The organism is Nostoc sp. WHI (assembly GCF_015714725.1).
Lineage (GTDB): Bacteria > Cyanobacteriota > Cyanobacteriia > Cyanobacteriales > Nostocaceae > Nostoc.
This window is the reverse complement of record NZ_WBKM01000120.1, coordinates 24,025-37,329: the sequence shown is the minus strand read 5'-3', so window position 1 is coordinate 37,329 and position 13,305 is coordinate 24,025. Positions and strand designations below refer to the sequence as shown.

The following is a 13,305-nucleotide window of genomic DNA, read 5'->3' as shown; positions in this document are numbered from 1 at the left end:
ACTTCTCTACGAGAGGCTGCGCCAACGGCAACGCTCAGTACAAGTGCTCAATAACCAATACCTAATAATTAATGATTCTAATTAACACGGAACAGGTCATTAACGCTATTATTGCGATCGCTAATCCTTTAATTTAGGACTTACGCAAAACTACACGCTGTAGGGGCAATTCATGAATTGCCCCTACCTGAAAATCAAGGTTTCGGCTATTGTTTGCGTAAGTCCTGTAATTAAGGAAAAAATTTAGCGCAATAAAACTGTAATTAAATTACTTCAGCACTTTAACCTCAACCCAAAGCATCCACCAGCAGATTTTAGTGGGGTTTATGCTTATACACTGGTAGAGTGTAGATGCTTCACGTTCTTGATTGTTTATACACAGGGGAACTAACATGAATTCACCAGAAAATAATAGCCAGTTTGAACGACAGAAACCAATTTATTTAGAGCTAAACTTTCAAATTATTTGTGCAGTTGTACTGATTGCTGTTCTCGGAGTTTCTAGCGTGACTCCGGCTTTTCCGCAATTAGCGAAAGATTTAAATATCAATCCGAAAAATTTGGGTTTATTGATTACAGTATTTACATTACCATCTCTGCTTTTAGGGCCGATTATTGGTGTCCTTGCCGATAGATGGGGTAGAAAGAGAATTATCGTTCCTTCCCTGTTTTTATTTGGCATAGCTGGTACAGCTTGCGCCTTTGCCCGCAATTTTGATTTATTGCTATGGTTGCGTTTGCTGCAAGGAATTGGTGCCGCTTCTTTGCTTTCTCTTAGTATTACCTTAATCGGCGATTTGTATATAGGAGACAGACGTACTACCGCAATGGGTTACAATGCCAGCATCAGCAGTGTTGGCACAGCAACTTATCCACTGATAGGTGGCGCATTGGCAACAATAGGTTGGTATTATCCCTTCGCGCTGCCCATCTTAGCGATTCCTCTGGGGTTACTAGTGTTGTTTGCACTTAAAAATCCCGAACCACAAGGCGATCGCAACCTCAAACAGTATTTAAGCAATGCCGTAAAAGTTCTGAAAAATCGTCAGTTATTTGGACTTTTTTTTGCCAGTGCAGCTAACTTTGTTTTCCTTTATGGCGCTTACGTTACTTATTTACCACAATTAATTAGCGATACATTCAAAGCGCCGCCTAGCATAATTGGGTTGCTACTTTCTAGTGTTTCTGTAGCAATTACAATCACATCTTCCCAATTAGGCAGATTAGCTAGAAGATTTCCAGCTAAAACTTTAATTAGTGCGTCTTATATTTTCTATGGTTTAGCTATGCTAATTGTTCCCTTCGTGTCAAATATCTGGTTATTATTAATCCCTAGTACAATTTTTGGTGTTGGACTTGGTATTGGTTTTCCTAGCATCCAAACACTTTTAGCAGATTTAGCACCAAGAGAATATTTAGCGACGATTATATCGGTAAACGGGACATTTTTTGGATTAGGGCAAACATTAGGGCCGTTGTTGATGGGCTATGTTTTTGGTTTTGGTGGCATTAGTAGCGTGTTTTATGCCGCGACGGGTTTTGCAATTATTGTCTTTTTTGTGTTTAGGTATTGTACTTGTTTGGGTAGCAAATAATTAACTACATTATTGTAGCGATCGCTGCGTCCTCCAAGTCCATGTAAAATAGCTAATATTGCCCCTACCTTATCCTCTGGATGCCAGCTTTGGTAATAGAGATAAATGTAATCTGACCTTCTTAATTACGAATTACGAATTAGTATTATTTCCCCTGCCATAGCTGCCGCAATGACTGAAAAACTTTTACAAATCTCTTTTCTACCCAGAGCATAATATAATCAAGCCATTCCAGAAGTTGTTCTAAGGGGTGCTTTTCATAGCCAGTTGAAGTTGCTTTGGTTTCTATCCAGTCTGGCTGTGCCTCGACTTGACTGCTTTGGTGAAACTGCTGTTGCAAAATTTCCCCTTTGTAATTCTCGCTTTTGCTTTGGGAAATACGGGCTTGTGTTTGTTTTGTAGAAACGACTTTTCTAGATGTTTTTTGAATTGAGGTAAGATTACTAGTTGGTGGTTTCCTTCGCATCAAACCAGATTCGAGTTTAAGTTGTTTTACAGTCGAATTATTTTGTGGAAAATGTCCTACTGAGAAACTTGAAGGTAAAGCAGGATTTTGACTTTGAGAAGGTATAACTGGCTTGTCAGCAACGGTTTCCGTGTCACCAAATAAATCATTCCATGTTAGCCAAGGATCATCTGTTAAATCCTGGTTCTCGAACTGACGGCTTTTGGACAAGGCTTTTCTAATGCGTGATGATAATAGTTTACCTGGCAATCTATCATCACTGGTTGTTGGCTCAAGTGTTTTTCTACTCCCAACACCAAAAAAGTAATTAAGCGCCCCCTCAATCAAAGCCTGAAGATTAAGTGTATTAGTTTCCAAACTATCAGCAGTGGCTGCAATTTCTCCCCTAGCAGTTACTTGCTCTTTGCCATAAAGAAATATGTTTAATTGAGTTTTGGCAACTTTGACAATTTTGTGGCTACGTTCTTGCACGGGTACTAAAGCATTTGATTCCAACTTAGCAACGGCTATATCTAGAAATGCTAATAATCTATCTCTATGAAGCAAATCTTTCGGTGTCCCCTCGGCTAAACTTGGAATTTCGGCCGGATTGCTGTCAGTAAGTTTTGCTAATAAACGGTCAATTTGTGGTAATAACTCCGTTTCTTTTTTAGCTGCAATTACCCTCCTTTCCTTCTCTACGAGAGGCTGCACCAACGGAACGCTACGCGTAGCTTGCTTCCCCGTAGGAGTACGCGCAGCGTGTCGTAGAGAAGACTGCCAATACTTAGCAACTTCGTTAATAATTCGGTCTTCTAATTTTGCCTGTTGCTGGAGTGTCAAAACATCTAAAATTTCATTATCGGCAGTAACAAGTACTAAATTACGATTCATCAAATTTGTGGCAATTCCCCGTACTATTGGAAGATGTTGCTGGAGAGCATTTTCTAGCTGTAAGGGATTGAGAATTCCCGCTTTGTTCTTTGTAATAGTTGAGGATTCAGGAGAACTAACGTTATTTTTCGAGTTATTATAAACGAATTTCAGCCGAAAAACTCCCAAAAAAACCAAGGGGTTAAAAGGCTCAGATATTTTTGCAGGAATAGAAGCGGCTTCATCAGATGATAAATAATGGACAGCCTCAAGTACATTTTGAATGAGGCTATCAACAGTTAGATCGGGTGTAAGATCGGGATCATTTGGTTGTAACTTTAGGCTAGGTTGTGGTTCTTTAGTGTGTAGCGTTTTCCCAGATGTTTCTGATGACTGAAACAGTAGATACACTGGGTAAAGTAGTATTTCCACACCCCATTTAGTGGCAACTTGCAAATGTCGGAAGGTTTGTTCCCACTGTTGTTTCACCCGCCGAGATTGCTGGTGGACAAAGTTAAATAGTTTGCTTTGATAATGACCAGAGGAACTAGAAGACATAGTAGTAATTTTTTTAGTTTAAGTCTTGTTGAGTTATGAGACTCCCGCCAAACAATAAAAACGACCAGCACCTCATTTTAGCGAAAATATGACCCAGACTGTCTCTCAATCTGATGCCAAATTCATCTCACAAGCGATTGAGCAACTGCGCTCTTACTGTCAAATTAATCTTCAGTCTACCTGGCTATACCAGGAATCTAACCTGATTATTACTGATGTTGTAGCTGCTGATTTGTCTTATTGGCAACCTGTTAAGTTGAATGATAAAGAACATATCCCTTGGACAGGCGGCAAAAAAGTGCTATGGCTAGTACAAAGATTAGTGGTTCCCCAAGATTTACAGGGTTATCACTTATCTGGGTTATCTTTGCGGCTGGCGCTGGTTTGGTGGGCAGATTCTGCCGAGATTTATGTAAATGGGGAGTTGGTGCTGGAGGGTGATTTATTTGATTGTTCCCCTAGAGTGCTTCTCAGTCAGGGGGTGACGCCAGGGGAAGAGTTTGTTGTAGCTTTGCGGTTAGTGAGTCCGGGACATTGTGATGGTGCTTTAGTGCGATCGCTCTTAGTTTATGAGTCTACTGATAATAATAATCCCGATCCGGGTTTTGTGGCTGATGAGTTAGCTATAGTGCAACTTTATTTGGAAAAATTTGCACCGGAGAAGTTAGATGTTTTGGCGGCGATGGTGGGGGAGGTTACGAACCGCCGAGGCGCAGAGGACACACAGGAAGAGAAGGGAGAGTTGGTAAAGTCGTTTTTATCCCTACGTCAAAACCTAATTCAATCCAAAATCCAAAATCCAAAATCCAAAATTTTCCTATTGGGTCATGCTCACTTAGATTTAGCATGGCTATGGACTGTGAGTGAAACTTGGAATGCGGCACAAAAAACTTTTGAGTCGGCTTTAAAGCTGCAAGAAGATTTTCCTGAGCTAATTTTCTGTCATTCGACTCCCGCACTTTATGCTTGGATTGAAGAACATCGCCCGGATTTATTTAAGGCAATTCAAGCACAGGTGGCCTCTGGACGTTGGGAAGTTATTGGCGGGATGTGGGTGGAACCGGAACTCAACTTGATTGCTGGTGAATCAATAGTCCGTCAACTATTGTATGGTCAACGCTACATCCAGGAAAAATTTGGCAAGCTTTCAACTGTGGTATGGGTTCCAGATTCTTTTGGTTTCTGTGCAACTTTACCGCAGTTTTTCGCTAATGCCGGAATTGAGTATTTTGTCACGCAGAAGTTGCGGTGGAATGACACTACTAAATTTGATTATGGGGCTTTTTGGTGGCGATCGCCTGACGGCAGTGAAGTTTTTAGTTTGATGTCTGCACCCATCGGTGAAAGCATTGACCCAGTTAAAATGGCATCCTACGCTCTTGAGTGGCAATCTCAAACCAATTTATTAGAATCCCTTTGGCTACCAGGTGTTGGCGACCACGGCGGCGGCCCCACCCGTGATATGTTAGAAACCGCTCAACGCTGGCAAAAGTCGCCTTTCTTCCCAGATTTAGAATTCACGACGGCTGAAAAGTATTTACAGCAAATTGTAGAGACGGGATTCATCGCGTCTGGACAGGATTCTCCCCCACCTTTCCCTACTTGGAATGACGAATTATATCTCGAATTCCATCGCGGTTGCTACACTACCCACGCAGATCAAAAACGTTGGAATCGTCGTTGTGAAATTTTATTGTATCAAGCCGAACTGTTTGCAACTTTGGCAACCGTAAGCTGTGGTCTGACATATCCCAAAGCAGAAATCGAAGCAGCTTGGAAGCAGGTGTTATTTCAACAGTTTCACGATATTTTACCTGGTTCTTCAATTACCCAAGTTTATTTGGATGCGCTACCCCAGTGGCAGCAAGTGGAACAAGTAGGAACGAAGATATTAAATGAATCACTTTTAGCGATCGCATCTCACATTACCCTACCAGAACCACCACAACCTAATAATTTACCTATTTTCGTGTTTAATTCTCTTAATTGGCAGCGTTCCGAGGTAGTCTCTATAGCCTTACCCACGCCAGCAACAGCTACCCAGGAATGGCAGATTTACGATGCTTCTGGAAAGTCGGTTGTCTCTCAGTTGTCTGAACCATCAACTTTACTATTTCTCGCCGCCGAAATTCCACCCGTAGGCTACCGCATATTTTGGCTTTCCCCCTCACCTCCCACATCTGTCATATCTCCCCCACTTCTCCCAAACTGGATTTTAGAAAATGAATTCCTACAAGTTGTTATAGATCCTGATACTGGAGATTTATCAAGTGTTTTTGACAAAACTTATCAACGGGAAGTTTTGAGTGGGGCGGGAAATCAACTACAAGCCTTTAAAGACAGTGGTCAATATTGGGATGCTTGGAATATTGACCCCAATTATGCTGATCATCCCTTACCCTCAACAAATCTTCAATCTATTCAGTGGCTAGAACGAGGCCCAGTGCAAAGTCGTGTGCGTGTGGTGCGTCAGTTAGGTGAATCGGAATTTTGCCAAGACTATATTTTGCAAGCTGGTTCACCTCTGCTAAACATCGCCACTACCGTCAATTGGCAAGAAAATCATGTATTAGTGAAAGCTGCTTTTCCTCTGAACGTTGAAGCAGATTTTGCTACCTATGAAATTCCCTGCGGTGCTATTCGCCGCCCAACTAAACCGCAAACACCCGCAGAACAAGCAAAATGGGAAGTCCCCGCCTTACGTTGGGCTGATTTAACTGGGGAGATAAAAGAGGGTTTATATGGTGTCAGTTTGCTGAATGATTGTAAATATGGTTATGACAGCAAACCAAATCAACTCCGCCTGACACTGCTACGGAGTCCGACTTGGCCAGATATAGACGCTGACAGAGGCTTTCACGAATTTACCTATGCTTTGTATCCCCACGGCGATAGCTGGGAATCAGCCCAGACGGTACGACGTGGCTATGAATTGAATACACCTTTACAAGTGATAGTCAACTCACTCACTACTTACAACTGGACACAGGCTAAAAGCCCCGCTATCGGCACTTTTGACAGCGCGAGTTTCCTGAATTTATCATCTGAAAATTTAATCTTGATGGCCTTGAAACCATCTGAAGATGAACCGCAACAGTTGATTTTGCGGTGTTATGAGTGTCACGGAGACACAGCCAAGCTATCTTTACAAAGTGATTTAGGGTTGAGTCTAGGAGACACGGTAGATTTGTTGGAGCGTTCCTCAACTACTGAATTCTCATCTGGGCAACAAATCTTGACGATACCACCCTGGAAAATCGCCAGTTTCAAGGTGATACCAGTGACTAATTCTTAGCTTGGCTCAGTATCTTGTAGAGACGCGATTAATCGCGTCTCTACTTTTAGTCTTCATGGTCATCATACGGATCGTTCAATTGCTTGCTAGGAGGGCCAAAGGAGGTATAAATCGACAGTGCGGTGATGGCAACCACCGCCGCAAATACAGAAATGCTAAGAACTATTGCGGGTTCCATAATTGAGGGATAGATTATGAGTGCTATTCTTATAGAATATTACAGAAGATTAAAAAAAGCTTTGGCAAGTAATCTTAGGTGAACTATGGCGCAAAGGACTTGGTTGGGAGATATTCTGAAACCCCTGAACTCTGAGTATGGGAAGGTGTCTCCAGGTTGGGGTACTACCCCTGTGATGGCTGTTTTTATTTTGCTATTTTTCGTGTTTCTGCTGATTATTCTGCAACTTTACAATAAATCACTGTTGGTTCAGGATGTACTTGTCGATTGGCGGACTGTAGGGCGTTAACGGATACAGAGCTATCAAGTTTGGATAACAAGTTAAGTTACACCCGGCTCGTCCGGGTTTTTTTGTGAGTTGTGATTCAGAATTTAGGAGTCAGAATACTGTAGGGGCAATTCATGAATTGCCCCTACATTTCTTGATGCGTAAGTCCTATGGTTAAAGAGTTTAGATTTGCTTAGGCTTAACTGCGATCGCAAATTGACTGGCTCTGCTAATATCAATTATAGTTTTAGATAAACACTACTTAGACTAATTATTACAGCAAATTTTAACCGACTTGTTGAAGTACACAATCTCAGTCTGATAGCCTTACGTCAAGCCTGTTTTACTTTCCAATTCTGAATTCTGACTGTTGCTTTATATTCATGATTAAATTTGACATTTATGGATGAAGTTTCTTCCAAGCTCATAGCAATTTTTCAGAATGTTAATGAGTGGCTAAAGTTTGCTGAGGCTAAAAACGGTATTTTGCTTGCTTTTTCTGGTGCTGGGATTACTGCAACCATAACTCTTTTAGCTACAGCACAAAATATTCCAAAATCATTGAATTTTGGTTTGTTGCTAACAACAATTTTACTTTGTATTTGTTCTTTAATCTGCTCACTTTCTTTTCTTTCTAAAACAAATTTGGAGCGTCTTTTATGGTTGCAAACTAAACCACCTAAGAACTCAAACTTTGTCAAGAAAGATACAGATAATTTTTACTATTTTGGACATTTGCAGAAATATAGTTCGACTGAATTGCTAAATGCGCTGAACAAGCACTACTTTGAGGGTACAATCAATACACCTTATAAAAAGGAATATGAGGATATTGCCGGGCAAATTACTATTAATTCTGAAATTGCCTTTTTAAAATTTCAGGTTTTTACATACGCCATATATATTTTAATTGCTTCAATTTTGGTAATTCCTTTTTCAGTTATTGTAAGTCTGCTTATTTATAGAAAATTATAATTAATTTTTATTAACAATAAGGAGTGATTTACAATCAAATTTATTTGCGTAATTAATCTGAAAAAACTAAGGATTTTATGGAATCTGGTAATCTTAAATTAACTGTAGTCCAACTAGATTTGGTCAAGTCTTCAGAATCTAGCGATGCAATTGAACGCGAAATAGGGGTAAAAGGGACACGCATCTTAATAAAACTAATTCAAGAATTTGTCGAAAACGCTCTGGATTCAGTCATAAATCCTCCTGATCATGACCTAATTATATCATTGGGCGGCGATGGTTATCGTATCTTATTTGAAAAGAGTAAGAATGCTTATGAATTTGTTAAAAGCTTTCGCAAAATCGTTGAAAATTATAACAAAAACCCTAATAATAAAAAGCGAGAGTTTCGCATTGCTGCAACAACTGGAGAGGTTGATTTTGATAAATCTGAACCGTGTGCTAATAAAATAATTGGACACTATGTTTTAGCCCCACTTTCACGGCTGGTTACAGCCCCTTCAGGCTGGTTTTATGTTGACGAGCTAACCTTTAACATTCTTCCTGATGATGTAAAACAGTATTTTACTGAGAAATTAGTCAAAGCTAAAGATCATGAAAAGGATATCCCAGCTTGGCATTGTAAAATTATTTTTGATGAGCAAGACTTGCAAACTCAAAAGTTTGAATCCGTAACAGTTAATGCTCACGGGCAAGTAACTAACAGAAAACAAAATAAAGCATCTTATTTTAAAGAATATCTTGGTGAAGTAACAGGAGAACCATCAGCACCCTTCATAGAGATGGTGAAAATTCCTGGAGGAACTTTTAAAATGGGGTCGCCACCAGATGAGCTAGAACGCTATGACTTTGAAAATCCCCAGCATCCAGTCAATGTAGAGCCGTTTTTCTTGGCTAAGTATCCAGTAACTCAAGAGCAGTGGCAATTTGTGGCACAGTTACCCCAGGTGAACCGGGAGCTAGATAAAGACCCATCTCGTTTTAAAGGAGTAAATCGCCCTGTAGAACGTGTCTCTTGGTACGATGCAATTGAATTTTGCTTGCGCCTATCTCAACATACAGGCAGAATCTACAGCCTCCCTAGTGAAGCACAATGGGAATATGCGTGTAGAGCCGGAACAACAACACCATTCCATTTTGGCCAAACAATTACGTCGGAATTAGCTAACTACGATGCCAATCAAGTTTATGGTGCTGGTGTCAAAGGAACTTATAGAAAAGAGATTACACCTGTGGGGAGTTTTAAAGTAGCTAACGCCTTTGGGTTATACGATATGCACGGGAATGTGTGGGAATGGTGTCTTGATGATTCGCATAATAATTATAAAGGTGCGCCAACGGATGGCAGTCCTTGGTTTGATGATAATGATAATTTTTCTCAGAAGGAAGGACGTGCCGTACTGCGGGGCGGTTCCTGGATCTACGTTCCTAAGCTCTGCCGTTCCGCGTCCCGCAGCCACGACACCGGGGCGGAGCGCGGCGTTATCTTCAGCGTTATTGGTTTTCGTGTTGTCTGCGCTGTTGGGAGGATTCTTTAGTAGCCCTTTATACTTTTTCCCTCTTGCCCTTTACTCTTTTTCTTTTTTTCTCCTTTGGCGACTCGAATTTTTTAGCAAAAATATTAAGATTTTTTAATTTCAATGAAAGAATTATCGGTCATCCAAAAGACTTATGATTGTATTGAGTGGTACGTTTTAATTGTTGAGAAGTTACCGAAAGATTTTGACCATTTTGTGAAAGAATAGCTAAAAATATCCAAATATTTCCGTCATTCATGTCCTTTGACAACCTCTGCAAACTTTTGTCCGAAAAACATCCTACCACCTTTGCAAGTTGGGTATTAGGTACACAGCAAACTGGTGTTACAGTCCTCAAAACCGAATTGAGTATTGAGCCAATTCGTGCTGATTACGTCACATTCTTACAACTTCAAGAACGCATTCTCCACCTGGAATTTCAAACCAAGCTCGAATCTACACCACCCCTACCCCTGCGGATGCTTGATTATTGGGTAAGGTTGTATCGATTGTATCGTCTACCAATCACTCAAGTTGTCGTATTATTGCTTCCTCCTACACCAGAGACAGTAATTGAAACTGTCTTCAATGTCGAAACCACCCGTCACGAATATCGCGTAATTTGCTTATGGGAAGAAAATCCCGAATTATTTCTCAATAACCAGGCTTTGTTACCATTAGCACCACTAACAGCAACCACCCGACCCCAAGCCTTGTTGCAACAAGTGGTGGAACGAGTGAATCAACTTGAGCGAAGAGAACGACTAGAAATTTCCGCTTACACTCAAATCTTAGCGGGGTTAAAATACGAAAAGGACTTGATTCGACAATTGTTTCGGGAGGATATGATGCGCGAATCGGTGATTTATCAAGAGATTCTCGCTGAAGGGGAACAGCGAGGAGAACAACGAGGAGAACAGCGAGGAGAACAACGAGGAGAACAACGGGAACGATCGCTCATTATTCGTCAACTAACTCGGCGCGTGGGAGAATTACCCCAAGAGGTGCGTAAGCGAATTGAAACTCTCTCCATAGAGCAATTAGAAAATCTCGGTGAAGCTTTGTTAGATTTTCAGGCGATCGCAGATTTAGAAACTTGGTTCAGTACATCATTGCAACATAAGTAATAACTGCGTAAGTTGGGTTGAGGAACAAAACCCAACATTAAGCGTTAATTGTTGGGTTTCACTTCCCTATAGGACGCTATTCGCGTTCGTTCAACCCAACCTATGATTATATCAACCAAACGACTCAGTTATAGATTCTGTGACTGTAATTGTTCTAAGTCTTGAATTGTCAGAGACATAAGGTATAACTCGCTCGTGGGGCGATCGCTGGGCGACATAATCACCAACCAGTGAGATTGATACGGTTCCACCCCAACGGCAGCAAATGTTGCAAAATGAGATTTGCCAACAGGTTTTCTTGTCGAAAGTCCAAAACTATTTAGTAGACTACATAATATGATGTGTAAGTTTATCTAGTAGTTTTAGAGTTTATAGGAGACAAAAAATGAATATATTTGGTATCGGTCTGCCGGAAATGGGTGTAATTATGGTAGTAGCATTGTTAATCTTTGGCCCAAAAAAGCTGCCAGAAATTGGCCGGAGTGTGGGCAAAACAATTCGTAGTTTTCAAGAAGCTTCTAAGGATTTTCAAAACGAGTTTCAAAAAGAAGTGGAACAGTTAGAAGAAACTGTAAAGACTACTGCTGAGTTGGAACCTAAGCAAATCGAGTCTGTTAAATCGGAGCAGGATACCGCTAGTTCTTCCCAACCTAGCTAGGAGAGCGCAGCATATCAATTGACTGTAGGCAAAATGACAGAAGCAGTTACACAAACAGCTTTGGTGATTCCCCAGCTAATTGTCGGGTTGGGGAATCCAGAAAGCAAATACGACCAAACACGCCATAATATCGGCTTTGCTGGTGTGGAAACTCTCTCTCGTTCTTGGCGCATTCCCTTAGCGGAAAATCGCAAGTTTCAGGGAGAGTATGGCGAGGGTATGGCATCAGGTGGAGGTAAGATTCGCTTGCTAAAACCGTTGACTTATATGAATCGCTCAGGACAAGCAATACAAGCGGTGACAAGTTGGTATAAGTTGCCACCTGAGTCAGTGCTGGTGATTTATGACGATATGGATTTGCCTTTAGGAAAGACTCGTCTGCGCTTGTCTGGTTCGGCTGGAGGACATAACGGCATGAAAAGTGCGATCGCACATCTTAGCAGCCAAAATTTTCCCCGGTTGCGAATCGGTATTGGTAAGCCCAAAGTTGCAGCTAATAACGATGATTCAGATACTATCTCCCATGTGCTGGGGCGATTTTCTGTTGCCGAAAATCAACTGATGTCTCTTGTACTTCAGTTCGTAGTTGAGTGTATAGAATTAAGCCTTAAACAGGGAGTAGAAAAGGCTATGAATGTTTGTAATAGCCGCACCGTTAATAATTCTGAGTCTTAAGGGTGGATGAATACTGCCCTATAAGTTTGGCAAAAACGCTTAGTTTGGTTGATGGGCAGCGATTTTAGCTTGCTCCATCTAACCCAAACTGTACAAGGCAAGCTCCAAGTCAGTGTGAGTAGTTCACGGTTATTAAATAAAGCAACGCCAGTCCTAAACCAAATAGGTTTATTTAAAACTTCTTTTGTGTCTAGCTGCCACTGCCTTACGTTTGCGCTTTTCTATCGGTGTTTCAAAGTGCCGATGATACCTGATGTCGGCTAATATACCAGCTTTGGAAACCTGGCGTTTAAACCGACGCAAAGCTGAGTCTATTCCTTCGTTCTCTTTTAGAAGCACCTGGGTCATTCTCGCCTTTTCCTCATTATGAATAGTTTCCATTGTAATATCAGCCTCAAACTTAGTAAAACCCCCCTGAGTTAAAGTCAGATTAAGAGGTTATTTGCCCAGTTGAGGCGGGTTATGTGTGCTTCTGGGTCATAAAATTAGCACTTAGCTACAAGTTAATGTAAGTGCCCTAATGCACCCTCAGCGCCAGTAGAGAATATGGAGAAATTATAATACTAAATTTTTACGGTTTTACTATTTACTGACGAAAAATACAGTCTTGCCTAATAGCAGAAATGATAAAATACTATTATATTTAAATATTTTAAAAGTTGATCCTGCCCTCATTTAATAATTTATATCCAGATACTAATGCTGCAAAAGCAATTATAAAATTCCATAAGCTAGTTGGCTGTAAAATAACTCCACCGCTTAAGAAAATTAGTACTATGCCAATGCCTAGAAAAATCCATCCCAAGTTACCAGTTTCTCTACGAAAAAAAACTATAGTAACCGCTAACAAATATGATGTTTTTACCAAAAAAGTATAAGCCTGTAAAAAGTAGGATTAAACCTATAAGTCTGATTAATAATCTGCCCATAATATTTTGAGATTTTTAATGGCTGAAGCCGATTTTAATCCGATCATACGCGGCTTTTTAAAATTCTGCTAAACTTTACATTGTCTTAGTCACAATTAAGTGAATATACTGAATTGTACTCTTGCTGTCTGAAGATGTCAGTACAAGTAATGTTGATTACATCAAGTAGTCCTTGCCAGCGTGTTATCAAGGTGCTTTAATAGCGATGTCTA

The 13,305-nt window shown here is 40.6% G+C and carries 11 protein-coding genes and 2 pseudogenes; 9 read left to right on the top strand and 4 right to left on the bottom strand.

What is annotated here, in order from left to right:
• Positions 1-172: 172 nt before the first annotated feature.
• Positions 173-346, top strand: a pseudogene (locus tag F8S12_RS42295) (hypothetical protein); the annotation flags it as partial.
• Between the two features lie 46 nt (positions 347-392).
• On the top strand, positions 393-1,595 hold the full coding sequence (locus tag F8S12_RS12205) for an MFS transporter (RefSeq protein WP_196516541.1): 1,203 nt from the start codon (positions 393-395) through the stop codon (positions 1,593-1,595).
• Between the two features lie 145 nt (positions 1,596-1,740).
• Here the strand turns inward: F8S12_RS12205 and F8S12_RS12200 are convergent, their stop codons facing one another.
• Complete coding sequence (locus tag F8S12_RS12200; RefSeq protein ID WP_196516540.1) at positions 1,741-3,471, bottom strand: hypothetical protein; 1,731 nt, start codon at positions 3,469-3,471, stop codon at positions 1,741-1,743.
• A gap of 88 nt (positions 3,472-3,559) precedes the next feature.
• Between F8S12_RS12200 and F8S12_RS12195 the strand changes: the two genes are divergently transcribed.
• On the top strand, positions 3,560-6,766 hold the full coding sequence (locus F8S12_RS12195; RefSeq protein WP_196516539.1) for an alpha-mannosidase: 3,207 nt from the start codon (positions 3,560-3,562) through the stop codon (positions 6,764-6,766).
• Positions 6,767-6,812: 46 nt separating this feature from the next.
• Here the strand turns inward: F8S12_RS12195 and psbN are convergent, their stop codons facing one another.
• Positions 6,813-6,944: a photosystem II reaction center protein PsbN gene (psbN, locus tag F8S12_RS12190; protein WP_196516538.1), complete on the bottom strand. Its 132-nt coding sequence runs from the start codon at positions 6,942-6,944 to the stop codon at positions 6,813-6,815.
• Between the two features lie 85 nt (positions 6,945-7,029).
• Between psbN and psbH the strand changes: the two genes are divergently transcribed.
• The 6 genes from psbH (at position 7,030) to pth (ending at position 12,164) form a co-directional block, all read left to right on the top strand.
• Positions 7,030-7,233 (top strand): photosystem II reaction center phosphoprotein PsbH, encoded by a 204-nt coding sequence (gene psbH / locus F8S12_RS12185; RefSeq protein ID WP_196516537.1) that lies wholly within the window; start codon positions 7,030-7,032, stop codon positions 7,231-7,233.
• A 381-nt stretch (positions 7,234-7,614) separates the two neighbouring features.
• Complete coding sequence (locus F8S12_RS12180; RefSeq protein WP_196516536.1) at positions 7,615-8,187, top strand: hypothetical protein; 573 nt, start codon at positions 7,615-7,617, stop codon at positions 8,185-8,187.
• 77 nt (positions 8,188-8,264) lie between these two features.
• Complete coding sequence (locus F8S12_RS12175; protein ID WP_196516535.1) at positions 8,265-9,725, top strand: formylglycine-generating enzyme family protein; 1,461 nt, start codon at positions 8,265-8,267, stop codon at positions 9,723-9,725.
• A gap of 236 nt (positions 9,726-9,961) precedes the next feature.
• Positions 9,962-10,831, top strand: coding sequence for a DUF4351 domain-containing protein (locus F8S12_RS12170; RefSeq protein WP_196516534.1), 870 nt, complete (start codon positions 9,962-9,964; stop codon positions 10,829-10,831).
• Positions 10,832-11,216: 385 nt separating this feature from the next.
• Positions 11,217-11,489, top strand: coding sequence for a TatA/E family twin arginine-targeting protein translocase (locus tag F8S12_RS12165; protein ID WP_196516533.1), 273 nt, complete (start codon positions 11,217-11,219; stop codon positions 11,487-11,489).
• Between the two features lie 33 nt (positions 11,490-11,522).
• Entirely contained in the window at positions 11,523-12,164 is a 642-nt protein-coding gene (gene pth / locus F8S12_RS12160; RefSeq protein ID WP_196516545.1) for an aminoacyl-tRNA hydrolase, read from the top strand.
• A 168-nt stretch (positions 12,165-12,332) separates the two neighbouring features.
• Here the strand turns inward: pth and rpsU are convergent, their stop codons facing one another.
• Together rpsU and F8S12_RS40535 are read right to left on the bottom strand one after the other, a co-directional pair.
• Positions 12,333-12,512 carry a 30S ribosomal protein S21 gene (rpsU, locus tag F8S12_RS12155; protein WP_196516544.1) on the bottom strand — a complete coding sequence of 60 codons (180 nt, stop codon included), beginning with the start codon at positions 12,510-12,512 and terminating at the stop codon, positions 12,333-12,335.
• Between the two features lie 304 nt (positions 12,513-12,816).
• Positions 12,817-13,093, bottom strand: a pseudogene (locus F8S12_RS40535) (hypothetical protein).
• Positions 13,094-13,305 lie beyond the last annotated feature (212 nt).

Bases quoted from the DNA above. Each gene is read 5' to 3' on its own strand.
- F8S12_RS12205 (WP_196516541.1), top strand. From the start codon at position 393: ATGAATTCACCAGAAAATAATAGCCAGTTTGAACGACAGAAACCAATT.
- F8S12_RS12200 (WP_196516540.1), bottom strand. From the start codon at position 3,471: ATGTCTTCTAGTTCCTCTGGTCATTATCAAAGCAAACTATTTAACTTT.
- F8S12_RS12195 (WP_196516539.1), top strand. From the start codon at position 3,560: ATGACCCAGACTGTCTCTCAATCTGATGCCAAATTCATCTCACAAGCG.
- psbN (WP_196516538.1), bottom strand. From the start codon at position 6,944: ATGGAACCCGCAATAGTTCTTAGCATTTCTGTATTTGCGGCGGTGGTT.
- psbH (WP_196516537.1), top strand. From the start codon at position 7,030: ATGGCGCAAAGGACTTGGTTGGGAGATATTCTGAAACCCCTGAACTCT.
- F8S12_RS12180 (WP_196516536.1), top strand. From the start codon at position 7,615: ATGGATGAAGTTTCTTCCAAGCTCATAGCAATTTTTCAGAATGTTAAT.
- F8S12_RS12175 (WP_196516535.1), top strand. From the start codon at position 8,265: ATGGAATCTGGTAATCTTAAATTAACTGTAGTCCAACTAGATTTGGTC.
- F8S12_RS12170 (WP_196516534.1), top strand. From the start codon at position 9,962: ATGTCCTTTGACAACCTCTGCAAACTTTTGTCCGAAAAACATCCTACC.
- F8S12_RS12165 (WP_196516533.1), top strand. From the start codon at position 11,217: ATGAATATATTTGGTATCGGTCTGCCGGAAATGGGTGTAATTATGGTA.
- pth (WP_196516545.1), top strand. From the start codon at position 11,523: ATGACAGAAGCAGTTACACAAACAGCTTTGGTGATTCCCCAGCTAATT.
- rpsU (WP_196516544.1), bottom strand. From the start codon at position 12,512: ATGACCCAGGTGCTTCTAAAAGAGAACGAAGGAATAGACTCAGCTTTG.